Consider the following 23,852-nt stretch of genomic DNA (forward strand, 5'->3'; position numbering starts at 1 on the left):
ACATCCGCTAAAGGCCACGCGCCATGACCAAATACCGATCCGACCTCCTGAACCTGCTCTCCTCGCGCGGCTATATCCACCAGGCGACCGATGCGGCGGCGCTCGATGCGCTGGCGGCCAAGCAGGTGGTGCCGGGCTATATCGGTTTCGATCCGACCGCGCCGTCGCTGCATGTCGGCAGCCTCGTGCAGATCATGCTGCTGCGGCGGCTGCAGCAGGCGGGGCATAAGCCGATCGTGCTGATGGGCGGCGGCACGGGCAAGATCGGCGACCCGAGCTTCAAGGACGAAGCGCGCAAGCTGATGACGGACGAGACGATCCGCGCCAACGTTGCGTCCATCAAGACGGTGTTCGAGCGGTTCCTCAGCTTCGGCGGCGGCCCGACCGATGCGGTGATGGTCGACAACGCCGAATGGCTCGACCGGCTGGAGTATATCCCCTTCCTCCGCGACATCGGCCAGCATTTCTCGGTCAACCGCATGCTCAGCTTCGACTCGGTCAAGCTGCGGCTGGACCGCGAGCAGTCGCTGTCCTTCCTCGAGTTCAACTACATGATCCTGCAGGCCTATGACTTTCGCGAGCTGTCGCGGCGGTTCGGCTGCCGGCTGCAGATGGGCGGCTCGGATCAATGGGGCAACATCGTCAACGGCATCGAACTGACGCGGCGCGTCGATGGCGTGGAGGTGTTCGGCGTCACCACGCCGCTGATCACCACCGCCGATGGCGGCAAGATGGGCAAGACCATGTCGGGTGCCGTCTGGCTGAACGAGGACCAGCTCTCCGCCTATGATTACTGGCAGTTCTGGCGAAACACCGACGACCGCGATGTCGGCCGGTTCCTGCGCCTGTTCACCGACCTGCCTCTCGACGAAATCGCACGACTGGAAGCGCTGCAAGGCGCCGAGATCAACGAGGCGAAAAAGGTCCTGGCCAACGAAGCGACCGCGATGTGCCGGGGCCGTGCAGCCGCCGAAGAAGCAGCCGAGACGGCGCGCCGTACCTTCGAGGAAGGCGCGGCCGGCGAGGCCCTGCCCACGCATGCGGTTGCAGGCGGCAGCATCGGCATCGTCGAGGCCCTGATCGCCCTCGGCTTTGCCGGCTCCAAAAACGAGGCGCGGCGATTGATCAAGGGTGGCGGCGCGCGCGTGGACGGGCAAAAGGTGGAGGACGAAGCGCTGGCGATCAGCGTCGGCGCGTCAACAGTGCGCGTTTCCGCCGGCAAGAAAAATCACGGCCTGCTCACACCCGCCTAAGCCAGTTCGCTCGCCATCTGCGCGAGCTTGGCCACGGTATTCATGTTCCGGGCGGTTCCCAGTCTGGCGGCCGGGATCACCAGCTTCGACGATCCCATGCCCTCGGGATAGTGGATGTAGAGCTCGCGCCGGCCGAGGCGGATCTCCTCCGCCTCGCGGTGTCGCACGTCGTCGATCGCGGCTTGCGTCGGCGCCTCATCGAAAAACAGCGCGAAGGTCCGGCTCGGCGTCGCGCCCGGAAACGGACTGTCGGCAAGCACGCTGCGCATAGCGGCCGCATCTCTGACCAGCACGGCCACCGGTTTGCCAGCATAATGTTTCAGCCGGCCCTCGAGTTCAGACTTCACCTCGGCTTCGCCGAGCACCGCGCCGAACACTGCGTTACCACTGGCGATATAGGTCCGCGCCTGTTCGAACCCCGCCGCGTCGCACATGGCCTTCAGTTCGGCCATCGGCAGCTTGAAGCCTCCGACATTCACCGCGCGCAACAGCGCGACATAGGCCGTCATCTGCACCCTTTCCGCGTCATGGTCGTTGTCCGGCCGATCCAACAAGGAGAGATAAGATGATCGGCTCGAACACGGACGTCACCACGCTCAACTCGCTGATCGCGACGACGATCGACAGTATCAACGGCTATCAGGAATCGGCCGACGCCGTCGAGAACCCGCAGTTCCGCGAGATGTTTCAGGAGCTCGCCCGCGATCGCCAACAGGTGCTGCCGCAGCTGCAGGCCGCCGTCGCGCGGCTCGGCGGCAATCCGGAGGATGACGGAACGGCGCTCGCAGCGGCCCACCGCACCTTTGTCGACCTGAAGTCCGCCATTACCGGCCGCGACGACAAGGCCGTCATCAACGAAGTCGAGCGCGGCGAGGACCATATCAAGCACAAGTACGAAGCAGCCTTGAACGACACCAGCCTCTCCGCCGAGGCGCGGCAGGTCGTGCAGGAAGCCTATGCTTCGGTACGGCGGGGCCATGATCGCGTGCGCGATCTCAAGCACGCACTCGAGGGCGCGCGGGCCTAGAAGCGGAACCTGCCGCCGAGCGTCAGGCGCGAGTCGCTGGCGGTGCGCCATGTACCGCTGAGCGCCGCGCCGATGTCGCTGACCTGCTGCTGGCGCGCGTCGACAGACAGCGTCCAGCCGGTGCCCGCGGGATCGCCGCTGCGATAGAATGAGCCGGTGAGGCGCACGCCCCGCGAATGCATCGCCTTGCCCGATACGATCTCGGCGGCGCGCGCCGTGGCGGGGTCAAGGCGCGCGCCCTGCTGAAAGCCGGCAAGCTCAAGCGCGCCGTCGTCGCTCCACATTCCCAGCATCGCCGATACGCCCCGGCCGGTCCCGCTCTTGCCGCTGACCGCCACCCCCACCTGGTCGTTGCTCGACACCGGCACGGACAGGCGCGGTGCGGCGGCCGTCGGACCGGCCAGGCCCAGGCAGAAGAAAAACAGCACTGCCCGAAGTTGGGTACGCATAAGCAACCTTGCACAACCGCGCTTTGCGGCCGGCCCGCTATATGTCAGGAGCTCTGATCTCTTGGTTTCGGAACAGGGTTAGTGAACTCTTTCAGCGATCTTCTGCAGGCCGATCGCGGCCAGCCTGCCCACCCCCTCCTGCTGGTCGACCAGGCCGGGTTCGAGGGCTGGCTGAAGCAGCTCACGCCGCGGATGCGCGCTGCTGCCGGAGCTCAGCGGTTTGCAGGTAAGCCAGGCGAGCTAGCGATCCTGCCGGGCGAAGGGCCAGAGGATTGGAGCGCGGCTCTCGGCGTCGAGTCTATCGACACCCTCGGTCCTTGGGACCTGGCCAAGGCGGCCGATGCCTTGCCGGAGGGCAGCTACCGGCTCGAGGTTTCGCCCGGTCAGGCGCTGCTCGGCTGGCTCCTCGCCCAGCATCGGTTCGAGCGTTATCGTAGCCCCGAAACGCCGGCGGGACCGAGGGTCCTCGTCACGGCTGACGCGGCGCGCATCGATGAGTCTGTCCGGCTGGCCGGGGCAGTCGCTCTCGTGCGCGACCTAGTGAACACGCCGACCGAAGACATGGGGCCTGCACAGCTCGAGACTGCTGCGGAGGAAGTCGCGGGGCGCGGCGGTGCCAGTCTCCGCATCACCAAGGGCGACGATCTCGCGCGCGACTTTCCCCTCATCAATGCTGTCGGTCGAGCGGCGGCGGCGGACCGTGGGCCGCGGCTGATCGAGCTGGAATGGGGCAATCCGGCCAATCCCCGTATCGCGGTCGTCGGCAAGGGCGTGTGCTTCGACACCGGCGGCCTCGACATCAAGCCGTCGTCCGGCATGCGGCTGATGAAGAAGGATATGGGCGGGGCCGCGCATGCGCTCGCGCTCGCGCAACTGATCGTCGAGGCGCGCCTGCCGGTCCGGCTGCATCTGCTGATCCCGGCGGTGGAAAACGCCATTGCGGGCAATGCCATGCGGCCTGGAGACGTGCTTCGCAGCCGCAAGGGGCTCAGCGTCGAAGTCAGCAACACCGATGCGGAGGGCCGGCTGATCCTCGCCGACGCGCTGACTCGTGCGGGCGAAGAGAAGCCCGAATTAGTCATTGACTTCGGCACGCTGACCGGCGCGGCGCGAGTGGCCCTCGGCCCCGACTTGCCCGCGACCTTCGCCAATAATGACACGCTGGCCGACGACCTGCTCACCGCGGCCAGGGATGTCGCCGACCCGCTTTGGCGCATGCCGCTCTGGTCCGGCTATGACGAGATGCTCCGCTCTGACATCGCTGACCTCGACAATGCTCCGGAAGGCGGCATGGCGGGTGCGGTCACGGCAGCCTTGTTCCTGCAGCGTTTCGTCGATGCGTCAACCCCTTGGGTCCATCTCGACACGTTCGCATGGCGCCCGTCGCCCAAGCCGGGGCGGCCGAAAGGCGGCGAGGCGCTGGGCCTGCGCGCCTGCTGGGAGCTGCTGCGCCGCCGCTACCTTTCGGTCCCTGCTGGTTAATTTTCGATTCCCTCGCGAAACCGACGCCACCGACACGCGTTCGAGTCTCCAAGATGTAAAGCCATCCGGATCTTTGCCAGCAGATGCACGGATGGCCGAGGAGAATGTCCGTGGCGGAAACCGGCCTGCATTCGTGGATGCGCACCCTGTTGAGTTACGTCCGATCCGGCGATCCGGATCTGACCAATCGGCAGATGGCGTTGTTGTTGCTTGTATATTTAAAGCCTGGTCCGCATACGGTGCGTGGCCTCGCCAAGGCATTGAACGTGTCGAAGCCGGTCGTCACCCGCGCCTTGAACAGGCTTGGCGCTCTCGGCTATCTGCGCCGCCAGCGCGACGATGCGGACCGCCGCAACATCTTCGTCGCACCCACACGGGAAGGGGCGGATTTTCTTGAGCACTTCAAATCGCTCATCGGCACGAGCGGCGGCAACGGCAATGGCGGCGAAAAGCGCAGCCAGCGGACCGAGAGTCGCGAGCCCGTCCACGCCTGAGCGGAGGCGCTTCTCCCTTTCCGGTCCGTCCCGGCCGCTCGAACTGACGCACAATGCGGCACGCCGCGACCTGGCCGACATCCGCCTGGCCGGTCGCTGGTTCGCCCCGCACTATGCGGTGCCACAGCTCTGGTCCTGTTGCGGCGGCTGCACGGTGCTTGCCGCCCGCGAGGGTGAAGCTCTCGGCGAACTTGCCTCCGGCGAGCGGTTCGCGGTGCTGGAAGTCGCCGGTGATTGGGTCTGGGGCTTTCGTGATCGCGATGGCTTGGTCGGATATGTCCCGCTCGCCGCCCTCTCGCCAGCGCCTGCGGCATGACGGCGCAGGTCTTCATCGATGGCGCCGCGGGCACGACGGGCCTCGAGATCGCGGACCGGCTCGCCGGGCGCGCGGACTTGTCGCTGATCCGCCTGGACGACACGCGGCGGAAGGATCCCGCAGCGAGGCGCGAGGCACTGAACGGCGCCGACGCCGTGATCCTCTGCCTGCCGGACGATGCCGCGCGCGAAGCGGTGTCCCTGATCGACAATCCGCACACGCGCGTGATCGACGCCTCGACGGCGCATCGGGTGGCGGACGGCTGGACCTATGGCTTTCCCGAGCTGGAGCCGGACGGCGCCGCGCGCGTCGCGGAGGCGAAGCGAGTCTCCAATCCCGGCTGTTACCCGACCGGCTTCCTCGCGCTCGTGCGGCCGTTGGTCGTTGCGGGCCTGTTGCCCCCCGACGCGCCGATCACGGTGAACGCCACCTCGGGCTATTCGGGCGGCGGCAAGGCGATGATCGCCGCCTTCGAGCAGGCCGATGCGCCTGACGCGACCGATACCGCCTTCCGGCTCTATGGTCTCTCGCTTGGTCACAAGCATGTCGCGGAGATGCAGGTGCATGCCGGCCTGACCACGGCGCCGCTGTTCGCGCCGGCGGTGGCGCGCACCTATCGCGGGATGATCGTGCAAGTGCCGTTGCCGGCCGCCCCGCCGCTGGAAGAACTTCGACAGGCGCTTCAGGAGGCCTATCAAGGTCGGCCGTTGGTAACCGTCGTCGAAGGCGAGGAGGCCGGGGCGATGTCCGTGGTCACGATCGAACGACAGGCGGGCACCGACAGGCTGGAGCTGCTGGTCTTCGGCAATGAGGCGCGGCGTCAGGCGCGGCTCGTCGCCTGCCTCGACAACCTCGGCAAGGGTGCGGCCGGCGCCGCCGTGCAGAGCCTCAATCTAATGCTTGGGCTGGACGAACTCAGCGGCCTCAGGCTTTAGAGCACCGCCGCTTCTCCAGCCCAAGGACCGACCATGATCCCCCGCTACTCCCGGCCCGAGATGGTCGCCACCTGGGCACCCGAGACTAGGTTCCAGATCTGGTTCGAGATTGAGGCGCATGCGCTCGATGCCATGGCCGAGTTGGGCATCGTGCCGAAGGAAGCGGCGGCCAAGGTGTGGGAGGCTCACAAAGCCGCGCCTCCGTTTGACATAGCCCGCATCGACGCAATCGAAGCCGAGACCAAGCACGACGTCATCGCCTTCCTGACCCACGTCGCCGAGCGGACCGGCGCGGAGGCGCGCTTCCTGCACCAGGGCATGACCAGCTCCGACGTGCTCGATACCTGCCTGGCCGTGCAGCTGTCGCGCGCGGCCGACATCCTGCTGGCCGATCTGGACGCGTTGCTGGAGGTGCTGAAGCGCCGCGCCTTCGAGCACAAGCTGACCCCCACGATCGGCCGCAGCCATGGCATCCATGCCGAGCCGGTCACCTTCGGCCTGAAGATGGCCGAAGCCTATGCCGAGTTCACCCGCGCCAAGGCACGGCTGATGGCGGCCCGCCTCGATGTCGCCACCTGCGCGATCTCGGGGGCGGTCGGCACCTTCGCCAATATCGACCCCCGGGTGGAGCAATATGTCGCGGATAAGCTAGGGCTCACGGTCGAGCCGGTATCGACCCAAGTCATTCCACGCGACCGTCACGCGATGTTCTTCGCGACCTTGGGCGTGATCGCCTCCTCGATCGAACGGCTCGCGACCGAGGTGCGGCACCTGCAGCGCACCGAGGTTCTGGAGGCGGAGGAATATTTCTCGCCTGGCCAGAAGGGCTCGTCGGCCATGCCCCACAAGCGCAACCCGGTGCTGACCGAGAATCTCACCGGTCTTGCCCGCATGGTGCGCGGCTATGTGACGCCCGCGCTTGAAAATGTCGCCTTGTGGCATGAGCGGGACATCAGCCACTCGTCGGTCGAACGTTATATCGGCCCGGACGCCACGATCACCCTCGACTTCGCGCTCGCGCGGCTGACCGGAGTGTTGGACAGGTTGCTCGTTTATCCGGAGCGGATGGCCAAGAACATGAACCGGATGGGCGGGCTCATCCATTCGCAGCGCGTGCTGCTGGCGCTCACCCAGGCGGGAGCAAGCCGCGAAGACGCTTATCGGCTCGTTCAGCGCAACGCGATGAAGGTTTGGGAATCGGACGGTGCACTCTCGCTGGAAGACCTGCTGAAGGCCGACCCCGAAGTCACTGCCCTAATGTCAGCAGACGAAATCACCGACAAATTCGACCTCGGCTATCACCTGAAGCATGTCGACACGATATTCGATCGGGTCTTCGGCAGCCATTGACGCCGATCGCGCGCGCATGAATGTAAGCGCATCGTCTTCAAACAGGGGGGAATATGTTGCTCAGCCTTGCCGCGTTGCTGCTTCTGACGGGTCAAACTCCGGCGGCCGATGCGCCGGAGCCAAAGGACAAATTGATCTGCAGGCGCGAAGTGCCAATCGGCTCGCTGATCGCCAGCCGCAAGGTATGCCTGACCAAGGCGCAGTGGGTGCAGCGGGAAAAAGACGGCAACGACGCCGCGCGCAAGATGGCCGACGACAATATGGGCCGCCCCAGCTGCAGCTCAGCGGCCAGCTGCTGAAGCGACTGGGGGCGGGCCTACGCCCCCAGAGCTGACTTTAGTTTTTCGAAGAAGCCGCGGCTCTCCGGGCATTCGTCACCCGTCTCGGTCGCACGGAATTCCTCCAGCAGAGCCTTCTGCTTGGCGGTCAGCTTGGTGGGGGTCTCGACCTCCACCTGCACGACCATGTCGCCTTGTCCGCGGCCGTTCAGCACCGGCATGCCGGCCCCACGCTGGCGCAGCTGCTTGCCGGACTGGATGCCTGCCGGAATGCGAATCTCGTGCGCCTGCTTGTCGAGGCCCGGCACCTCGATCGACCCGCCCAATGCCGCGGTCGTGAAGCTGATCGGGCAGCGGCAATAGAGCGTGGTGCCTTCCCGTTCGAAGATCGGGTGCCGCTTGACGTGCAGGAAGATGTAGAGGTCGCCGCACGGTGCTCCGCGTGGCCCGCACTCGCCTTCACCCGACAGGCGGATGCGCGTGCCTTCGTCGACGCCGGGAGGAATGTTGACGCTCAGCGTCTTCTGCTTGTCGACCCGGCCCTCGCCATAGCAAACGTTGCACGGGTCGGAGATAACCTCGCCGGCCCCGTGGCAGGTCGGGCAGGTCCGCTCGACCACGAAAAAGCCCTGCTGCGCCCGCACCTTACCCATGCCGCCGCAGGTGTTGCAGCCGCGCGCGCCGGCACCGGCCTTGGCCCCCGTGCCCGCGCAGGTGCCGCACTGCGTCGAGACCTCCAACGAGACTTCGGTCTGCTTGCCGTGAAATGCCTCTTCGAGCGTGATCTCCAGGTCGTAACGCAGGTCGGCGCCGCGCTGCGGCCCGCGCGGACCTTGCCGGCCCATGCCGAAGATGCTCTCGAAGATGTCGGAAAAGCCCTCGAAGCCGGGGTCGCCGCGGAAACCGCCACTACCCATGCCGCCATTCTGGAACGCAGCCTTGCCGAAGCGGTCGTAAGCGGCCCGCTTCTGCGGATCCTTCAGGCAGTCATAGGCTTCGTTGACCGCCTTGAACTTCGCTTCGTGATCCTTGCACCCGCCATTCTTGTCCGGGTGATATTTCATAGCGAGCTTGCGGTAGGCGGACTTGATGGTCGCGTCGTCCGCGGTACGCTCGACTTCGAGCAGCTCGTAATAATCGACTTCGGTGCTCATGCTGACCCCAAGCGTAAGCGTATCTCGACTTCGCTCGATACGAACGGGGTTCTAAGCACCTTTCCGTTCGCTTCGAGCGAAGTCGAGAAGCGTTTCAAGGCAATCAGCCCTTGTTCTCGTCCACTTCAGAGAATTCGGCGTCGACGACATCGTCATTGGCGCCGTCCGGAGCGTCGGCGCCCGGCGACGCTGCCGCGGCCTGCTCTTTCTCGTAGATCGCCTGGCCCAGCTTCATCGCCGCCTGGGCAAGCGCCTGGGTCGCCGAGTTCATCCGGTCGACGTCTTCGCTCTCGACCGCCGACTTAGCCTCCGCCACCGCGCTCTCGATCTCCGATTTGATCGACTCCTCAACCTTGTCGCCATGTTCGGACAGCTGGCGCTCGGTCGTGTGGATCAGGCTCTCGGCATTGTTTTTGGCTTCTGCCGCCGCACGCCGCTTCTTGTCCTCTTCGGCGAACTTCTCGGCATCGCGGACCATCTGCTCGATGTCCGAATCCGACAGGCCGCCCGAGGCCTGGATGCGGATCTGCTGTTCCTTGCCGGTGCCCTTGTCGCGCGCCGACACGTTGACGATGCCGTTCGCGTCGATGTCGAAGGTGACTTCGATCTGCGGCACGCCGCGCGGCGCCGGCGGGATGCCGACCAGGTCGAACTGGCCCAGCAGTTTGTTGTCCGCCGCCATTTCGCGTTCGCCCTGGAACACGCGGATCGTCACCGCCTGCTGATTGTCGTCCGCAGTCGAGTAGGTCTGCGTCTTCTTGGTCGGGATGGTCGTGTTGCGGTCGATCATCCGCGTGAACACGCCGCCCAACGTCTCAATGCCCAGCGACAGCGGCGTCACGTCGAGCAGCAGCACGTCCTTGACATCGCCCTGCAGCACGCCCGCCTGGATGGCCGCGCCCATGGCGACGACCTCATCCGGATTGACGCCGGTATGCGGTTCCTTGCCGAAGAAGTCCTTCACCGCCTCGCGGACCTTGGGCATCCGGGTCATGCCGCCGACGAGCACGACCTCGTCCACGTCCGCCGCCTTGATGCCGGCATCTTCCAGCGCCTTCTTCATCGGCGCCTTGGTGCGTTCGATCAGGTCGGCGACCATCTTTTCGAGGTCGGCGCGCGTGATCGTCTCGACCAGGTGAAGCGGGGTGGTCGCACCGCCTTCCATGCGGGCGGTGATGAAGGGCAGGTTGATCTCGGTCGACTGGGTCGAGGACAGCTCGATCTTCGCCTTTTCGGCCGCTTCCTTCAGCCGCTGCAGCGCGAGCTTGTCGGTGCGCAGATCCATCTGCTCCTTGGCCTTGAACTTGTCGGCCAGATACTCGACCAGCTTGGCATCGAAGTCCTCGCCGCCGAGGAACGTGTCGCCGTTGGTCGACTTCACCTCGAACACGCCGTCGCCGATTTCCAGGATCGACACGTCGAAAGTGCCGCCGCCCAGATCGTAGACCGCGATCGTCTTGCCGTCCTGCTTCTCAAGCCCATAGGCGAGCGCCGCGGCCGTCGGCTCGTTGATGATGCGCAGCACTTCGAGACCGGCGATCTGGCCGGCGTCCTTGGTTGCCTGGCGCTGCGCGTCGTTGAAGTAAGCGGGAACGGTGATCACCGCCTGGGTAACCGTCTCGCCGAGATAGCTCTCGGCGGTTTCCTTCATCTTCTGCAGCGTGAAGGCCGAAATCTGCGACGGCGAATAATCCTCGCCGCCCGCCTTGACCCAGGCGTCGCCATTCTTGCCCTTGACGATCTGGTAGGGAACCAGCTCGGTGTCCTTCTTGGTCACCGGATCGTCGAAGCGGCGACCGATCAGGCGCTTGACCGCGAAAATGGTGTTGTCGCCATTGGTGACCGCCTGGCGCTTGGCCGGCTGGCCGATGAGACGTTCGCCGTCCTTGGTGAAAGCGACGACGGAAGGCGTGGTGCGCGCGCCTTCGGCATTCTCGATCACCTTGGGCTTGCCGCCCTCCATCACTGCCACGCAGCTGTTGGTGGTGCCGAGATCGATCCCGATAACTTTGGCCATTTTTCCTCTGTCTGCCCCTAAGTTCAAAGCGTTGATCGGTCGGTCCCAAAAGAGGCGACCGCCCGGTTACGGCTGCGATATAGGTGCGCTTGTTCTTGCCGCAAGGAGAGCGCGGACGTAGGGGAACGGAGCCGTTCCGATGGAGCTTGTCCGCTTATGATCCGCACCTTGCCCATCCTCCTGCTGGCGGCGCTCACGGCCTGTTCGAAGGAAGAGCAGCTGAGCGTGACCGATGCCTATGTGCGCTTCTCGCCGGTCCGGGAGAACCCGTCGGCCGCTTACTTCACCATTCATGGCGGGCCGCAGGATGTGAGCCTGATCGGCGTGTCGACCGAAGTCGCGATCCGCAGCGAAATGCACGAGTCCATGGCGGGCATGAACGGGATGGCGGGAATGAAGCCGGTCACCAATGTCCAGGTGCCCGCCGGCAGCGAAGTGAAGTTCGAACCGGGCGGCAAGCATGTCATGCTGTGGAACATCAATCCTGGCATCAAGCCGCCCAAGCGGATCACCCTCACCTTCTCATTCTCCAACGGTGAGCGCATCCAGGCCGACGCGCCGCTGGTCGCGGCCGGTCAGGAGCCGCCCAAGGGCTCCTGACCGGACCGATGCGCAGCCAAGGCCGTCCCCTGACCGAAGGCGAGCGCAACCTGGCCGCCGCCATGTTCGGCCGCGCCATCGACTATGAACAGGTGCGCATCCACGCCGCGAAATGGTGGCCGTTCCAGCCGCGCCGCGTCGCCATGTCGCCGGACGGGCACCTGTGGTTCCACCCGGAAGGCGGGCTGTTCAAGGATGATTATTCCACCTGCCCGCTGGGCGACCAGGGACTGTTCATCCACGAAATGACGCATGTCTGGCAGCATCAGCGCGGCGTCTGGCTCCCCCTCGCCCGCCACCCCTTCTGCCGCTACGACTACTCGATCAAACCCGGCTGGGAATTGACGCGCTACGGCCTCGAACAACAGGCCGAAATCGTCCGCCACACCTTCCTGCTACGGCAAGGCGCCCATGTCCGGGGCGCCCCGTCTCTTCAGCAATATGAGACCATTTTGCCGTTCTAAACTCGGCACTCGGAACGGATGAACTTTAGAGAGTGTTAAACGTTACGGCAGTGTAGTCCATCCGACTGGGTGTAGCGTAGGAGGAAGGGGAAATGGGGAACGACCTTGCATTTCACCTGCCAGGTCAAAGGTTTGGCGAAACCTACATGGAGTTCTGCGATCGGATGCGGCAAATGCCGGTCCAGCGGTCGCACGGGCTCACCCAGGCACTGATCATGACGGGTCTTTTCAGCTTGGTCGGATCCTGTCGGCCCGTGCAAGAGCTGATCGGCGCTGCGTTCACGGCCTGACGTCAATCTGCCGATCACTCGGCGTCCAGGGCGTCCCTGCATCGAGGCAGTTCAACCTCCACAAATCATTGCCAGTCAGTGTCGGCAGTGAGCTGATGTCGGGCAGCGATCTCCGCGATGCGATCGAGATCGATCGGATCGCTGTACGGGTCTTCGTCGAGCGCGCCGGCATGCTCGAGCAGTTGCTGCCAATGCCGAAGGGTGTCGGCATAGGCGGCGTTCGGCATGCGCATCAACGTGCCGTCGGGTAGCCGCTCGACATCAGCGAGGCCCATCTTCAGCCATTCGCCGGTGTGCCAGTCGGTCATGTCGACGGCGGGAAACAGGCAGATGCCGTGCAGATCGACGCCGCGGCGGATGGCGGCGAGCCCTTCGGATGCAATGTCGTTGAGCCAGTGCGAGCGGCCGGCGCCGCGGCCGGAGGTCTCGGCGATGATGCAGGGCCGCTGGTATTTGGCCCAGGCTTCCTCGACCAGATCGCAGACGGAGCGGATGCGGCCGTCGCCCGGCTCCAGCGGCGCGTGCGGTCCGCCCTCCCGATACTCCATCTGCCCGAAGCTGTAATTGTTGAAGCCGAGGATATCGATGATCTCCAGACTGCCGCCATATTCCGGGTGCTTGAGGCCTGAGATGATGTCCCAGGCGATATAGGCGTCGTCATAGCTCTCCCGGCGCGCCGCCTCGGCGAGGTCCGGCCGGTCGCGGGGCGGCACGACCCAGATCAAGGGATCGATATGGACCATGCGCGCGTCCGGAAAATCGGCGCGGATCGCCTTGACGGCGGCGATGTCGGCGCGGGCGAGTTGGCAGGTGAAGCGGCGGCGATCCTCCGCCGTCCTGCCGAACGGCGCGCACCAGGCCCATTCCCCGCCCATATAGCCCCAGAAGGTAGGCTCATTAATCGGCGTGAAGAAGAGCGGGCCGTGATGCGCCCGCTCCGCCACATGGCGTGCCGCCGCCTGCGCATAAGCGGCAAAGCGATCCACGAACGCATCGGAGAACGGGTCAAGATCGTCGGGATAGCCATAGTGGCAGAGATCCCAGATCGGGATGATGCCATGCCGCCGCTGCGCCTCGATCAGCGGGTCGATACAGGAGAAGTCATAGTCTCCGTCGCGGTCGGCCAGCGGCCATGGAATGCCTTCGCGCGTCACTGCAATCCCGAGTGGCCGCAGCATCCGGTAATCGCCGTCCGCGTGCCCGTAATGCTGCAGTTCGGCACTCAGATCGCGCCGCCCGACATCCTTCCAGTCGAAGGTCGAGCATTCGAAGCCTGACAGGAAGAAGCTGGGAAAGAGGCTCGGCCGCACGCGCGCATTACGCGTGAACGGGCGCGAGGTTCATCGCCCACACAAGCGCGCCGCGCCCTGTAAGCGCCAAGGTGACTTGTTCTTTCAAAGCGGCTTTGCAAAGGCGTGGGCATCAGTGGAGGGGCGGCATTGAGACAGGCGGATGTTATCATCGTGGGCGGCGGCCATGGCGGTGCCCAGGCGGCGTTGGCGCTGCGACAGAACGGCTTCGACGGGTCGGTCCTGATCGTCGGGCGCGAGCCGGAGCTGCCCTATGAACGCCCGCCGCTCTCCAAGGAGTATCTGGCGCGCGAAAAGCCGTTCGAGCGGTTGCATATCCGCCCCGCAAATGTGTGGAAAGACAAGGGCGTGGACATGCTGCTCGGCAAGTCCGTGGTCACCCTCGATCCGGCCGCGAAGACGCTGCGCTGTGATGACGGAACGACCCTCGCCTACGGACACCTTATCTGGGCGGCGGGAGGCGATCCGCGGCGCCTGTCGTGCCAGGGCGGCGATCTGAGCGGCGTGCATTCCGTCCGCACCCGCGCCGATGTCGACACGCTCATGGCCGAGATCGATGCCGGCGCGCGGCGCGTCGTCGTGATCGGCGGCGGCTATATCGGCCTCGAAGCCGCCGCCGTGCTGACCAAGCTGGGCCTGCACGTCACTCTGCTTGAGGCGCTGCCGCGCGTGCTGGCACGGGTCGCCGGCGAAGCCCTGTCGGCCTTTTACGAGACCGACCACCGCGCGCACGGCGTCGACCTACGCACCGGCGTGGCCGTCGAGTGTATCGAGGGTCAGGGCCGCGTCACCGGGGTCCGGCTGACGGGAGGAGACGTGCTGCCTGCCGATATCGTGATCGTCGGCATTGGTATCGCGCCGGCCGTCGGACCTCTCATCGACGCCGGCGCAGCAGGCGGCAATGGCGTCACGGTGGATGAATTCTGCCGCACCTCCCTGCCCGACGTCTACGCGATCGGCGACTGCGCGGCCCATGCCAGCGAGTTCGCGGATGGTGCGACGATCCGCCTCGAATCGGTGCAGAACGCGAACGACATGGCGAACACCGCCGCAAAGGCGATCTGTGGCAACCTCCAGCCCTACCGCGCCACGCCCTGGTTCTGGTCCAACCAGTACGACCTGCGCCTGCAGACGGTCGGCCTGTCGATCGGCCACGACGCGACCGTCATGCGCGGCGATCCGGCGCAGCGGAGCTTTTCCGTAATCTATCTGAGGGGCGGCACCGTCATCGCCCTCGATTGCGTCAACGCCGTCAAGGACTATGCCCAGGGCCGCAAGCTGGTTGAAGCCCACAGCACTCCCGAACCGGCGCGGCTGGCCGACACGGCCGTGCCGCTCAAGGAGCTAATCTGACAACCAAGGAGAAAATGGCGCGCCCGGAACGATTCGAACGTCCGACCCTCAGATTCGTAGTCTGATGCTCTATCCAGCTGAGCTACGGGCGCGTGGGAAGCGGCGACATAGGCGGGTCCGCTGAGGGATGCAAGACCATTGCGGGCGCTTTCTGCGCAGCTTAGTCGGGCGCCCATGACCAGGCTCCTTGCTTTCGCTCCGCTCCTCCTTGCCGGCTGCGTACAACCGGACGATGCGCCGTCCCTTGCGCGCCGGCCGATCGAGAGCCGTGACCTGAACGCCCCGCCGGCCGAACCTGCGCCCGTCCAGGCGGCGGACCCCGCGCTCCGGTCCGAGATCGGGAGCTTGGTCGACAAGGCCGAGGCCGGGCAGCGCAGCTTTGCGGCCCTGCTGCCGCGGGCGGAGACGGCGGCGAGCAACGCCGGCGCGGAAGGTAGCGAGAGCTGGGTCGCCGCGCAGCAGCTGCTGAGCGCGCTGGAGGCGGCGCGCACCGACACGACCTCGGCGCTCGCCCGCATCGACGCCCTTGTCGTCGAGAAAGTGGCCGCGAAGTCCGATATCGGCCTCGCCGAGCTGCAACAGGCGTCGGAACGCGTCGGCGCCCTGGCCGACGCGCAGCAGGCGTCGATCGATGCGGTGAAGGCGCGGATCAGCCGCTAATCGCGGCGCGGTGCGCGCGCCCGTTTTCGACATAATGGGCGACGCCGATCTGATTGCCAGCGATCTCCGCGTCGCCGAGCATCCGCATCATCTTCGCCGGACGCCCTCCCCAGAGCTCGCGCGCGCCGATCCGCTTGCCCGGCGTCAGCATGGCGCCGGCGGCGAGCATGCCGTCGCTGTCGACCGCGCAGCCGTCCATCACGATCGCACCGAGGCCAACGAAGGCGCGGTCCGCCAGCACGCAGCCATGCACCATCGCGAGATGGCCGATCAGCACATCCTCGCCGATGATCAGCGGATGGCCCTCTGGCGCGCCGGGCCTGGGCGAATCGACATGGCACACGCTGCCATCCTGAATGTTGGTGCGCGCGCCGATCTTCATGAAGTTGACGTCCGCCCTCAGCACGCAGTTGTACCAGATGCTGACGTCCGGTCCGATCTCGATGTCGCCGATCAGCCGGCAACCGGGCGCGATGAAGGCGCTGTCGTGGATGCGCGGGCGCTTGCCGTGAATCTCGATGAGGCTCACGCCATCCATTGGTCTCTCCCGATGCGATAGGTGACGTGCCCGCCATAACGGGGCATGTCGAAATCAAGGTCCGGCCGCGGCATCATCCCAAGACGGCGCATGAGGCCCCAGGAGGCGGCGTTGCCTTCCAGCGTGATCGCATAGACTTGATCCATGCCGAAGCGCGTAAAGGCGAGATCGAGCGTGGCCTGTGCCGCCTCGCGCGCATAGCCCTGGCCCCAGGCGTCCTCCCGCAGCCGCCATCCGATCTCCGGCTGGTCGTGCATCACTTCAGGCGCGCCGTCGGCCGTCAGCTGCTTCAGGCCGCAAAAGCCGAGAAACCGCCCATCTTCGCGGCGCTCCAACGCCCAGAAGCAATAGCCCAGCTCGGCTTCCGTCGCGCGGATGCGGGCCACGGCGGCTGCAAGCTCTTCTCGGGTCTGCAGTCCGCCCGTCCAACGCGTCACCGCCGGAGTATTGCATGCCTCCTCGAACGCCGCGACGTCCGCGTCGCACCAGCTGCGCAGGATCAGCCGCTCAGTCTCGTGGCGAAAATCGTTCAAATCTCGACCGCGATCGTAGCGGTCGCCGGATCTCCGGTGTTCGGCATGTCCCTGGGGTCGATCAGCAGCAGCTGCACTTCACCGTGGCGTGCGCAGGGGCGATGCTCGGTCCCGCGCGGCACCACCAGCAGTTCGCCGGGGTTCAGCGTCTGGGTACGGTCCCGAAACTCAATGTCGAGAATGCCGCCCAGCACCAGGAACAGCTCGTCGGTGTCGTCATGCTGATGCCATGTGAACTCACCCTCTACCTTCACCAGCCGCACTTCATGGTCATTGTAGCGCGCGACGATGCGCGGCGCCCAATGATTGCTGAAGGTGCCGAGCTTTTCGGCAAGGTTGACCTTGGCAGGCATCAGTACACAACCACGCTACGGATGCTTTCGCCCTTGTGCATCAGGTCGAAGCCCTGGTTGATCTCGTCGAGGCTCAGCACATGGGTGATCATCGGGTCGATCGCGATCTTGCCGTCCATATACCAGTCGACGATCTTCGGAACGTCGGTGCGGCCCTTGGCGCCGCCAAACGCGGTGCCACGCCAGTTGCGGCCGGTGACGAGCTGGAACGGGCGCGTCGCGATCTCCTTGCCCGCTTCCGCGACGCCGATGATGATCGACGTACCCCAGCCGCGGTGGCAGCATTCGAGCGCGGTGCGCATCACTTCGGTGTTGCCGGTCGCGTCGAAGCTATAGTCGGCGCCGCCGTCGGTCAGCTCGACCACCTTGGCGACGACCTCCTCCCGGCTCATGCTTTTGGTGTTGAGGAAATGGGTCATGCCGAACTGCCGGCCCCATTCCTCGCGGTCGGGATTGATGTCGATGCCGACGATCTTGCCGGCACCCGCCAGGCGCGCGCCCTGGATGACGTTCAGGCCGATGCCGCCCAGTCCGAACACGACCACGCTGTCGCCGACCTGCACCTTGGCGGTGTTGACGACCGCGCCGACGCCCGTCGTCACGCCGCAGCCGACATAGCAGCTGGTCTTGAACGGCGCGTCCTCGCGGATCTTCGCGACCGCGATCTCCGGCAGCACGGTGAAGTTCGAAAAGGTCGAGCAGCCCATATAATGGAAGATGGTCTGCCCCTTGTATGAAAAGCGGCTGGTGCCGTCCGGCATCAGCCCCTTGCCCTGGGTCGCGCGGATCGCGGTGCAGAGATTGGTCTTGCCGGACAGGCACGACTTACATTGCCGGCATTCGGGCGTGTAGAGCGGGATGACGTGATCGCCCGGCTTCACGCTGGTGACGCCGGGGCCGACCTCGCGCACCACGCCCGCCCCTTCATGACCGAGAATGGAGGGGAAGATCCCCTCGCTGTCGAACCCGTCGAGCGTATAGGCATCGGTGTGGCAGATGCCCGTCGCCATGATCTCGACCAGCACTTCGCCGGCCTTGGGACCTTCCAGGTCCAGCTCGACGATCTCCAGCGGTTGTTTGGCTTCAAAGGCGACGGCGGCCCGGGTCTTCATATCATCCTCTCTGGCTTGGTTGCCGTTCTATCGCGTCCACCGCGCGCTTTGACAATCAGCCGGCAGCCTCGACGATCGGCACGAAATCGGCGGCCGTCAGGCTGGCGCCGCCGACCAGCGCGCCATCGACATTGGGGACCGCCATCAGCTCGGCGGCGTTGGAGGGCTTGACCGAACCGCCATAGAGGATGCGCACCTCCTCGGCCGCAGCCCCGATCAGGGTCGCCAGCCTGGCGCGGATCGCCGCATGCATCTGGGCGACATCGTCCGTCGTCGGTGTCCGGCCGGTGCCGATCGCCCAGACCGGCTCATAGGCGATGACCAGGCTCGCCGCGGCCGCACCGGAGGGAACAGACCCCGCCAGCTGTTCATCCACCACCTCGACCGCGCGCCCGGCGAGCCGCTGCTCCTCGGTTTCGCCGACGCACACGATTGCTATGAGGCCAGCGACAATCGCCGCCTCCGCCTTGGCGCGAACCAACGCGCTCGTCTCGCCATGATCGGCGCGGCGCTCGCTATGCCCGACGATAACGACGCGCGCCCCGGCTTCCTTGAGCATTCCGGCGGAAACGTCCCCGGTATGCGCGCCCTTTTCGTTTGGGTGCACGTCCTGCGCGCCGATCGGCACCTTCCCCAGTTGCACGGCCGCCGCGATCAGCGTGAAAGGCGGGCAGATGGCCACATCGACAGCCGGATGCGCCTCTGCGGCCGCAGCGATGGCGTCCAGCTCCGCCAGCTGGGCGAGACTGCCGTTCATCTTCCAATTTCCAGCCACCAGCTTGCGTCGCGCCATCTTCATCGTCCTCGGTTTACAAGTCTCGCCGGTTAGGGGACCGGCACGGGCTCGCGCAAGCACCCGGCTTGTCCGTCACCCAAGCTCGCCCTAAAGCACGGCTTTCCCGTTCAGCCTGGACTCTCGATGCTCGATCTTTTCCGCCGCCTGTCGAAATCAAAGATCGGCGGCCTTGTCTTCATCCTGTTCATCGCGGCGCTGGCGCTCGGCTTCGTGGCCGCGGACATCAAGAGCCTCGGCGTCACGGGCGGCAGCGCGACCGGCGACACGGTCGCGAAGATCGGATCGGCCAAGATCGGCTATGCCGAGCTGCAGCAGCGCGTGCAGCGCGCCTTCGACAATGCGCGTCAGGAAAAGCCCGAACTGACCATCCAGCAATTCGTGCAGCAGGGCGGCGTCGACCAGGTGCTCGCGCAGCTGACCGACAGCATCGCGATCGAGCAATTCGCCCGCGAGCAGGGCATCGGCGTCAGCCGCAAGATGGAAGATGCGCAGATCGCCGCGGCTCCGGCATTCCGGAGCCTGAATGGCAGTTTCGACCAGAGCGCCTATGAAGCATTTCTTGCCCGCCAGCGCGTGTCAGAGAAGCAGCTGCGTGCCGATCTCGCCCGCGATCTCTATCTGAGCCAAGTGCTGGTGCCGACCACCGGCGCGGCGCTGGCACCGACGACGCTGGCGCTGCCCTATGCCTCGATGCTACTGGAACAGCGCACGGGACGGGCCCAGTTCGTCCCCATCGCGGCCTTTAGGGGCGCGGCGCCGAGCGATGCGGAACTGACCGACTTCTACCGTCGCAACGCTGCCCGCTATACCATTCCGGAGCGGCGGGTCGCCCGTTATGCACTGATCGACCGGACGACCTATGAAGCGTCTGCGCAACCGTCCGAGCAGGAAATCGCCGAGGCGTACAAGGCGAACCAGGCGCAATTTGCGGGCAAGGAAACGCGCACGATCAGCCAGGTGATCGTGCAGACCGAGGAGGCGGCGCGCGCCATGGCCGCGAAACTCGCTGCCGGCACGCCGATCGCGGAGGCAGCGCGGGCGATCGGGCTTGAGTCCGTCACGCTCAACGATCAGTCGCGCGACGATTACACCAAGGCGAGTTCGCCCGCAGTCGCTGCTGCAGTCTTCGCGACGGCGGAGGGCAAGGTGGCCGCGCCCGCCCGTTCCGGGCTGGGATGGCACGTCGTGCGTGTCGACCGGGTATCGAACACGGCCACGCGCACGCTGGACCAGGTGCGCGGCGAGCTCGTCGCGCAGTTGAAGACGAAGAAGGCCGAACAGGGCTGGGCCGACGCCATCGCCAAGGTCGAGGATGCGGTGAACGACGGCGCGACCTTCGACGAAGTCGTTGCCGCGAACAAGCTGCAGCCGGTCACCACCGCGCCGCTGCTGCGGTCGGGACAGGCAGCGGATACCGCCACCCAAGCCAGCCCCGAGCTGGTGGGCGTGGCGAAGTCGGTCTTTTCGATGGAAGCGGGCGACGATCCGGTGGTCGAACAGCTGGTGCCGGACCGCGTCGCCGCACTCATCAAGACCGAGCAGGTGATCGCCCCTGCCCCGCGGCCGCTCGCGCAAATTCGTGAGCAGGTGGTTGCCGATTTCCTTGCCGAGCGTGGCCGGGCCGGAGCGCAGCGCGCGGCGGCGGCGATCGCCTCCCGCATCAACAATGGCGCGCCGCTTGCTCAGGCCGTGGCCGCAGCCGGTGCACCGCTGCCGAGCGCGGCTGCGGTTAGCGGCCGTCGCGGTGAGACGCTGCAGCAGTCGCGCCCGGCGCCGCCGCAGCTCGCTGCCCTGTTCGGCACCCGCCGCGGCAAGGCGCGCATCGTGGCCGCGCCCGATGGGAGCGGATGGTATGTGGTGACGGTCGAAACCGTCGTTCCGGGCGACGCACGCAGTCAGCCGCCGCTGATCGAATCCACGCGCGCGCAATTCGCGCCGGTGCTGGGCCAGGAATATGCGCAGCAGCTCGCTGCCGCCGCCCGCCGCGCGGTCGGCATCGACGTCAATGCCGCGGCCGTGGCGCGCTTGAAGAGCGAGTTGATCGGCGGCAACGCGCCCGCGCAGTGAGCCGCGACCGCAGCGACGATGCGGCCTGCATCGCCGCACTGACAGCGGGCAAGCCATGCTTCGTCTGGCGCCGGCAGATCGCCGACACCGACACGCCCGTCTCCGCCGCGCTCGCCCTGATCGAGTCCGGCCGGGGCGATTTCCTTCTCGAATCCGTCGAAGGCGGACAGACGCGGGGACGACACAGCCTGATCGGCCTGGCGCCCGACCTCGTCTTCACCGCTCGCGGCGACAAGGCTGAAGTGAATGGTCGCACCGCCGCGGAGGGCCCGGTCGAAGCGCTGCGCAAGCTCGTTGCGGAGTGCCGCGCCGAGGTGCCGCCCGAGTTGCCCCGCGCCCTCGCCTGTCTGGTGGGGTATTTCGCCTATGAGACGATCGGCCTGATCGAAGCGCTGGCGCGTCCGCCCGAAAATCCGCTCGACCTGCCGGACATGATCTTCGTGCGGCCGACGCTGATCCTGGTGTTCGACCGTCTCGCCGACGAACTGTTCCTGATCGCGCCGCTTTGGCCGGGCGCTGGCGATCCGGCGGCACGGGTGGCGGATGCCTGGGACCGGATCGATGCGGCAGCGGCCAGACTCACTCGTCCCGAACGAAGTCGAGGGGCGGTTTCGCAAGGTTCGGGAGGTGCGCCCCTCGACTTCGTTCGGGACGAGCGGGCGGTGTTGACGCCTGTCGTTGAAGCAGAAACGTACCGCCAGATGGTCGCCCGCGCGCAGGACTATATCCGCGCCGGCGACATCTTTCAGGTCGTGCTAGCCCAGCGGTTCACCGCGCCCTTCCCGCTTCCGGCCTTCGACCTCTACCGTGCGCTCAGGCGGATCAACCCATCGCCCTTCCTCTATTTCCTCGACCTGCCGGGCTTTGCCCTGATCGGGTCGAGCCCAGAGATCCTAGTGCGCGCGCGCGATGGCGAAGTGACCATCCGTCCGATTGCCGGCACCCGGCCGCGCGGCAAGACGGCCGCGGAGGATGAGGAAAACCGCACCAGCCTGCTCGCCGACCCCAAGGAGCGGGCCGAGCATCTGATGCTCCTCGACCTTGGCCGCAACGATGTGGGGCGGGTGGCCGAAGCCGGCAGCGTACGCGTGACCGACAGCTACACGGTCGAGCTCTACAGCCATGTGATGCACATCGTGTCGAATGTGGTCGGGCGTCTGCCAGCGGGCAAAGACGCGCTCGATGCGCTCTTCGCAGGCTTTCCGGCCGGCACGGTTTCGGGGGCGCCGAAGGTCCGTGCCTGCCAAATCATCGCGGAGCTGGAGCCGGAAACGCGCGGCGCCTATGCGGGCGGGGTCGGCTATTTCTCGCCAGACGGCTCGATGGACAGCTGCATCGTGTTGCGGACGGCGGTGGTGAAGGACGGCACGATGCACGTCCAGGCCGGCGCGGGCATCGTGGCCGACAGCGACCCCGCCTCCGAACAGCGCGAGTGCGAAGCCAAGGCGGGGGCGCTTTTCGCCGCAGCCGGCGAGGCGCTGCGTCGCGCGGCGGAGCCCGGCTTCGGCCAGTAACAAAAAGGCCCGGCGAGTTTCCCCGCCGGGCCCGATTTCTTACCTGAGTTCGCGCTTAGTCGCGGCGGCCGCCGAACAGCTGGAGCAGGAACATGAACATGTTCACAAAGTCCAGATAGAGGTTCAGCGCACCCATGATGACGGTCTTGCCCATCATGTCGGTGCCGGCGACGTACGAATACATGCTCTTGATACGCTGCGTGTCATAGGCCGTGAGGCCGGCGAACAGCAGCACGCCGAGCACGCTGATCACGAACTGCATCGCGGACGACTGCAAGAAGATGTTGATCAGCGACGCGATCAGGATGCCGAACACGCCCATGATCAGGAACGTGCCGAATGGCGCCAAATCGCGCTTGGTCGTGTAGCCCCACAGGCTCAGGCCGGCGAAGGCCGCTGCAGTCGCGAAGAAGGTCTGGGCGATCGACGTGCCGGTATAGGTCAGGAAGATCGTCGACATCGACAGGCCCATGACCACGGCAAAGGCCCAGAACAGCGCCTGCGCAGTGCCGGTCGACAGCCGCTGGATGCCGAAGCTCAGCACCATCACGAAGCCGAGCGGCGCGAGCGCCACCAGCCAGCCGAGCCCGGTCATGCCGGTGCCCTGCGCGTTGATCAGAACGTCGCGCGCATAGGGCGCAAACAGCAAGGCGACGATGCCGGTCAGCAGTACGCCCGATGCCATATAGTTGTACACGGACAGCATGTAGCTCCGCAGGCCGGCGTCATAGGCGGCCTGGCGAGTTCCGACCGACGAAGGCGCCGAAACGGTCGCCCGGGGGTCAGTCCAGTTTGCCATCGAAGTAACTCTCCTTTGCCCGGCACAGTGCCGGATGAGCGGAATATCGTTTCTCCCGCGCCCCGATTCAAGCGAAACCGGCGAGCATTACACTTTGTTACAAAGGATGAACCACTTAGGTTTCGCTGCATATTGAGGGATCCGATGCACCGCCTCTTCGTCGCCATCCGCCCGCCCCTGGCCATCCGCGCGCGGCTGCTCGACCTGATGGAGGGTGTCGCCGGCGCGCGCTGGCAGGACGACGAGCAGTTGCACATCACCTTGCGGTTCATCGGCGAAGTGGACGGGCATCAGGCGGAGGACGTCGCTGCGGCCCTCGCGGGCGTGCGGCAGCCGCCCTTCGAGATCGCACTGAACGCCCTCGGCAAGTTCGGCAGCCGCGGTCGCGTCAATACGCTTTGGGCAGGCGTCGCCCCACGCGAACCACTCGCTGCCCTGCACCGCAAGATCGACCATGCGCTGGTCCGCACCGGGCTGGAGCCCGAGCGCCGCGCCTATCTGCCGCACATCACCCTGGCGCGGTTCGGGCGCGAGGCCGGCGGGCTGGACGGCTTCATGGCACGCCATGCGGGCTTGGCGAGCCCGCCGTTCACCATCTCCGGCTTTGGCCTCTACGAGAGCCACCTGACGCAGGCGGGGGCGCATTATGAACTGATCTCGGCCTACCCTCTCCGCTCGTCCTGAGCGAAGCGCGTCAGCGCGCAGTCG

General features: G+C 66.0%; 26 protein-coding genes and 1 tRNA gene. 15 read left to right on the plus strand and 12 right to left on the minus strand.

What is annotated here, in order from left to right:
* Nucleotides 1-23: 23 nt before the first annotated feature.
* Complete coding sequence (tyrS, locus tag HJG53_RS02425) at nt 24-1,253, plus strand: tyrosine--tRNA ligase (RefSeq protein ID WP_171127585.1); 1,230 nt, start codon at nt 24-26, stop codon at nt 1,251-1,253.
* Here the strand turns inward: tyrS and HJG53_RS02430 are convergent.
* Nucleotides 1,250-1,762, minus strand: a complete 513-nt coding sequence (locus HJG53_RS02430) for a DUF1697 domain-containing protein (protein WP_171127586.1) — start codon at nt 1,760-1,762, stop codon at nt 1,250-1,252. The genes tyrS and HJG53_RS02430 overlap by 4 nt on opposite strands.
* A gap of 56 nt (nt 1,763-1,818) precedes the next feature.
* Between HJG53_RS02430 and HJG53_RS02435 the strand changes: the two genes are divergently transcribed.
* Entirely contained in the window at nt 1,819-2,280 is a 462-nt protein-coding gene (locus HJG53_RS02435) for a PA2169 family four-helix-bundle protein (RefSeq protein WP_171127587.1), read from the plus strand.
* Here the strand turns inward: HJG53_RS02435 and HJG53_RS02440 are convergent.
* Nucleotides 2,277-2,729, minus strand: a complete 453-nt coding sequence (locus tag HJG53_RS02440; RefSeq protein WP_171127588.1) for a hypothetical protein — start codon at nt 2,727-2,729, stop codon at nt 2,277-2,279. The genes HJG53_RS02435 and HJG53_RS02440 overlap by 4 nt on opposite strands.
* A gap of 81 nt (nt 2,730-2,810) precedes the next feature.
* On the opposite strand from HJG53_RS02440, the gene HJG53_RS02445 reads away from it, so the two are divergent.
* The 6 genes from HJG53_RS02445 to HJG53_RS02470 all read left to right on the plus strand — a co-directional run bounded on the left by HJG53_RS02445 (nt 2,811) and on the right by HJG53_RS02470 (nt 7,605).
* Entirely contained in the window at nt 2,811-4,211 is a 1,401-nt protein-coding gene (locus HJG53_RS02445; RefSeq protein ID WP_171127589.1) for a leucyl aminopeptidase family protein, read from the plus strand.
* 137 nt (nt 4,212-4,348) lie between these two features.
* A complete protein-coding gene (locus HJG53_RS02450; protein WP_171128116.1) occupies nt 4,349-4,705 on the plus strand; it encodes a MarR family transcriptional regulator in 357 nt (118 codons plus the stop codon).
* The gene (locus HJG53_RS02455; RefSeq protein ID WP_171127590.1) at nt 4,650-5,021 is read left to right on the plus strand and encodes a hypothetical protein; all 372 of its coding nucleotides are present in this window, start codon (nt 4,650-4,652) and stop codon (nt 5,019-5,021) included. The genes HJG53_RS02450 and HJG53_RS02455 overlap by 56 nt, the downstream gene beginning before the upstream one ends.
* Nucleotides 5,018-5,956, plus strand: coding sequence for an N-acetyl-gamma-glutamyl-phosphate reductase (gene argC / locus HJG53_RS02460; protein ID WP_171127591.1), 939 nt, complete (start codon nt 5,018-5,020; stop codon nt 5,954-5,956). The genes HJG53_RS02455 and argC overlap by 4 nt, the downstream gene beginning before the upstream one ends.
* A 33-nt stretch (nt 5,957-5,989) precedes the next feature.
* The gene (gene purB / locus HJG53_RS02465) at nt 5,990-7,306 is read left to right on the plus strand and encodes an adenylosuccinate lyase (RefSeq protein ID WP_171127592.1); all 1,317 of its coding nucleotides are present in this window, start codon (nt 5,990-5,992) and stop codon (nt 7,304-7,306) included.
* Nucleotides 7,307-7,362: 56 nt separating this feature from the next.
* Complete coding sequence (locus HJG53_RS02470) at nt 7,363-7,605, plus strand: hypothetical protein (RefSeq protein ID WP_171127593.1); 243 nt, start codon at nt 7,363-7,365, stop codon at nt 7,603-7,605.
* Between the two features lie 17 nt (nt 7,606-7,622).
* On the opposite strand, the gene dnaJ is transcribed toward HJG53_RS02470, so the two are convergent.
* On the minus strand, nt 7,623-8,738 hold the full coding sequence (dnaJ, locus tag HJG53_RS02475) for a molecular chaperone DnaJ (protein WP_171127594.1): 1,116 nt from the start codon (nt 8,736-8,738) through the stop codon (nt 7,623-7,625).
* A 103-nt stretch (nt 8,739-8,841) separates the two neighbouring features.
* Complete coding sequence (gene dnaK, locus HJG53_RS02480; RefSeq protein ID WP_171127595.1) at nt 8,842-10,755, minus strand: molecular chaperone DnaK; 1,914 nt, start codon at nt 10,753-10,755, stop codon at nt 8,842-8,844.
* A 156-nt stretch (nt 10,756-10,911) separates the two neighbouring features.
* Between dnaK and HJG53_RS02485 the strand changes: the two genes are divergently transcribed.
* Together HJG53_RS02485 and HJG53_RS02490 are read left to right on the plus strand one after the other, a co-directional pair.
* Nucleotides 10,912-11,355 (plus strand): copper chaperone PCu(A)C, encoded by a 444-nt coding sequence (locus tag HJG53_RS02485; protein ID WP_217352564.1) that lies wholly within the window; start codon nt 10,912-10,914, stop codon nt 11,353-11,355.
* An 8-nt stretch (nt 11,356-11,363) separates the two neighbouring features.
* Nucleotides 11,364-11,819, plus strand: coding sequence for a vgr related protein (locus HJG53_RS02490; RefSeq protein WP_171127596.1), 456 nt, complete (start codon nt 11,364-11,366; stop codon nt 11,817-11,819).
* A 355-nt stretch (nt 11,820-12,174) separates the two neighbouring features.
* On the opposite strand, the gene HJG53_RS02495 is transcribed toward HJG53_RS02490, so the two are convergent.
* Nucleotides 12,175-13,419: a hypothetical protein gene (locus HJG53_RS02495; RefSeq protein WP_217352565.1), complete on the minus strand. Its 1,245-nt coding sequence runs from the start codon at nt 13,417-13,419 to the stop codon at nt 12,175-12,177.
* A 129-nt stretch (nt 13,420-13,548) separates the two neighbouring features.
* Here HJG53_RS02495 and HJG53_RS02500 point away from each other — a divergent pair, with 129 nt between their 5' ends.
* Entirely contained in the window at nt 13,549-14,772 is a 1,224-nt protein-coding gene (locus HJG53_RS02500; RefSeq protein ID WP_171127597.1) for an NAD(P)/FAD-dependent oxidoreductase, read from the plus strand.
* Nucleotides 14,773-14,787: 15 nt separating this feature from the next.
* On the opposite strand, the gene HJG53_RS02505 is transcribed toward HJG53_RS02500, so the two are convergent.
* Nucleotides 14,788-14,864: transfer RNA gene (locus tag HJG53_RS02505), tRNA-Arg, on the minus strand.
* An 82-nt stretch (nt 14,865-14,946) separates the two neighbouring features.
* Here HJG53_RS02505 and HJG53_RS02510 point away from each other — a divergent pair.
* The gene (locus HJG53_RS02510) at nt 14,947-15,432 is read left to right on the plus strand and encodes a hypothetical protein (protein WP_171127598.1); all 486 of its coding nucleotides are present in this window, start codon (nt 14,947-14,949) and stop codon (nt 15,430-15,432) included.
* Here HJG53_RS02510 and HJG53_RS02515 read toward each other — a convergent pair.
* Genes HJG53_RS02515 through tpiA form a run of 5 tightly spaced genes read right to left on the minus strand, consistent with a single transcriptional unit; the run spans nt 15,422 to nt 18,761 of the window.
* On the minus strand, nt 15,422-15,970 hold the full coding sequence (locus tag HJG53_RS02515; RefSeq protein WP_171127599.1) for a gamma carbonic anhydrase family protein: 549 nt from the start codon (nt 15,968-15,970) through the stop codon (nt 15,422-15,424). The two genes, HJG53_RS02510 and HJG53_RS02515, sit on opposite strands and share 11 nt — an antisense overlap.
* Nucleotides 15,958-16,503: a GNAT family N-acetyltransferase gene (locus tag HJG53_RS02520; RefSeq protein WP_171127600.1), complete on the minus strand. Its 546-nt coding sequence runs from the start codon at nt 16,501-16,503 to the stop codon at nt 15,958-15,960. The genes HJG53_RS02515 and HJG53_RS02520 overlap by 13 nt, the downstream gene beginning before the upstream one ends.
* Nucleotides 16,500-16,856 (minus strand): cupin domain-containing protein, encoded by a 357-nt coding sequence (locus tag HJG53_RS02525; protein ID WP_171127601.1) that lies wholly within the window; start codon nt 16,854-16,856, stop codon nt 16,500-16,502. The genes HJG53_RS02520 and HJG53_RS02525 overlap by 4 nt, the downstream gene beginning before the upstream one ends.
* Nucleotides 16,856-17,968 carry an S-(hydroxymethyl)glutathione dehydrogenase/class III alcohol dehydrogenase gene (locus HJG53_RS02530; RefSeq protein ID WP_171127602.1) on the minus strand — a complete coding sequence of 371 codons (1,113 nt, stop codon included), beginning with the start codon at nt 17,966-17,968 and terminating at the stop codon, nt 16,856-16,858. Before HJG53_RS02530 ends, HJG53_RS02525 begins: the two co-directional genes overlap by 1 nt.
* 55 nt (nt 17,969-18,023) lie before the next feature.
* A complete protein-coding gene (gene tpiA / locus HJG53_RS02535) occupies nt 18,024-18,761 on the minus strand; it encodes a triose-phosphate isomerase (protein WP_217352566.1) in 738 nt (245 codons plus the stop codon).
* Between the two features lie 126 nt (nt 18,762-18,887).
* Between tpiA and HJG53_RS02540 the strand changes: the two genes are divergently transcribed.
* Nucleotides 18,888-20,831, plus strand: a complete 1,944-nt coding sequence (locus tag HJG53_RS02540; RefSeq protein WP_171127604.1) for a peptidylprolyl isomerase — start codon at nt 18,888-18,890, stop codon at nt 20,829-20,831.
* Nucleotides 20,828-22,345 (plus strand): anthranilate synthase component I, encoded by a 1,518-nt coding sequence (gene trpE / locus HJG53_RS02545; RefSeq protein ID WP_171127206.1) that lies wholly within the window; start codon nt 20,828-20,830, stop codon nt 22,343-22,345. Before HJG53_RS02540 ends, trpE begins: the two co-directional genes overlap by 4 nt.
* Before the next feature lie 55 nt (nt 22,346-22,400).
* Here the strand turns inward: trpE and HJG53_RS02550 are convergent, their stop codons facing one another.
* Entirely contained in the window at nt 22,401-23,144 is a 744-nt protein-coding gene (locus tag HJG53_RS02550; RefSeq protein WP_171127605.1) for a Bax inhibitor-1/YccA family protein, read from the minus strand.
* Between the two features lie 144 nt (nt 23,145-23,288).
* On the opposite strand from HJG53_RS02550, the gene thpR reads away from it, so the two are divergent.
* Complete coding sequence (gene thpR / locus HJG53_RS02555) at nt 23,289-23,828, plus strand: RNA 2',3'-cyclic phosphodiesterase (RefSeq protein WP_171127606.1); 540 nt, start codon at nt 23,289-23,291, stop codon at nt 23,826-23,828.
* The last annotated feature ends 24 nt before the right edge of the window (nt 23,829-23,852 follow it).

The sequence above is a fragment of the Sphingomonas sp. ID1715 genome (assembly GCF_013044515.1).
In the GTDB taxonomy this organism is placed as follows: domain Bacteria; phylum Pseudomonadota; class Alphaproteobacteria; order Sphingomonadales; family Sphingomonadaceae; genus Sphingomonas_B.

Bases quoted from the DNA above. Each gene is read 5' to 3' on its own strand.
- HJG53_RS02435 (WP_171127587.1), top strand. From the start codon at position 1,819: ATGATCGGCTCGAACACGGACGTCACCACGCTCAACTCGCTGATCGCG.
- HJG53_RS02455 (WP_171127590.1), top strand. From the start codon at position 4,650: ATGGCGGCGAAAAGCGCAGCCAGCGGACCGAGAGTCGCGAGCCCGTCC.
- tpiA (WP_217352566.1), bottom strand. From the start codon at position 18,761: ATGGCGCGACGCAAGCTGGTGGCTGGAAATTGGAAGATGAACGGCAGT.
- HJG53_RS02510 (WP_171127598.1), top strand. From the start codon at position 14,947: ATGACCAGGCTCCTTGCTTTCGCTCCGCTCCTCCTTGCCGGCTGCGTA.
- HJG53_RS02525 (WP_171127601.1), bottom strand. From the start codon at position 16,856: ATGCCTGCCAAGGTCAACCTTGCCGAAAAGCTCGGCACCTTCAGCAAT.
- HJG53_RS02490 (WP_171127596.1), top strand. From the start codon at position 11,364: ATGCGCAGCCAAGGCCGTCCCCTGACCGAAGGCGAGCGCAACCTGGCC.
- argC (WP_171127591.1), top strand. From the start codon at position 5,018: ATGACGGCGCAGGTCTTCATCGATGGCGCCGCGGGCACGACGGGCCTC.
- dnaJ (WP_171127594.1), bottom strand. From the start codon at position 8,738: ATGAGCACCGAAGTCGATTATTACGAGCTGCTCGAAGTCGAGCGTACC.
- thpR (WP_171127606.1), top strand. From the start codon at position 23,289: ATGCACCGCCTCTTCGTCGCCATCCGCCCGCCCCTGGCCATCCGCGCG.
- dnaK (WP_171127595.1), bottom strand. From the start codon at position 10,755: ATGGCCAAAGTTATCGGGATCGATCTCGGCACCACCAACAGCTGCGTG.
- HJG53_RS02440 (WP_171127588.1), bottom strand. From the start codon at position 2,729: ATGCGTACCCAACTTCGGGCAGTGCTGTTTTTCTTCTGCCTGGGCCTG.
- HJG53_RS02530 (WP_171127602.1), bottom strand. From the start codon at position 17,968: ATGAAGACCCGGGCCGCCGTCGCCTTTGAAGCCAAACAACCGCTGGAG.
- HJG53_RS02485 (WP_217352564.1), top strand. From the start codon at position 10,912: ATGATCCGCACCTTGCCCATCCTCCTGCTGGCGGCGCTCACGGCCTGT.
- HJG53_RS02450 (WP_171128116.1), top strand. From the start codon at position 4,349: ATGCGCACCCTGTTGAGTTACGTCCGATCCGGCGATCCGGATCTGACC.
- HJG53_RS02550 (WP_171127605.1), bottom strand. From the start codon at position 23,144: ATGGCAAACTGGACTGACCCCCGGGCGACCGTTTCGGCGCCTTCGTCG.
- HJG53_RS02515 (WP_171127599.1), bottom strand. From the start codon at position 15,970: ATGGATGGCGTGAGCCTCATCGAGATTCACGGCAAGCGCCCGCGCATC.
- purB (WP_171127592.1), top strand. From the start codon at position 5,990: ATGATCCCCCGCTACTCCCGGCCCGAGATGGTCGCCACCTGGGCACCC.
- HJG53_RS02540 (WP_171127604.1), top strand. From the start codon at position 18,888: ATGCTCGATCTTTTCCGCCGCCTGTCGAAATCAAAGATCGGCGGCCTT.
- tyrS (WP_171127585.1), top strand. From the start codon at position 24: ATGACCAAATACCGATCCGACCTCCTGAACCTGCTCTCCTCGCGCGGC.
- HJG53_RS02430 (WP_171127586.1), bottom strand. From the start codon at position 1,762: ATGACGGCCTATGTCGCGCTGTTGCGCGCGGTGAATGTCGGAGGCTTC.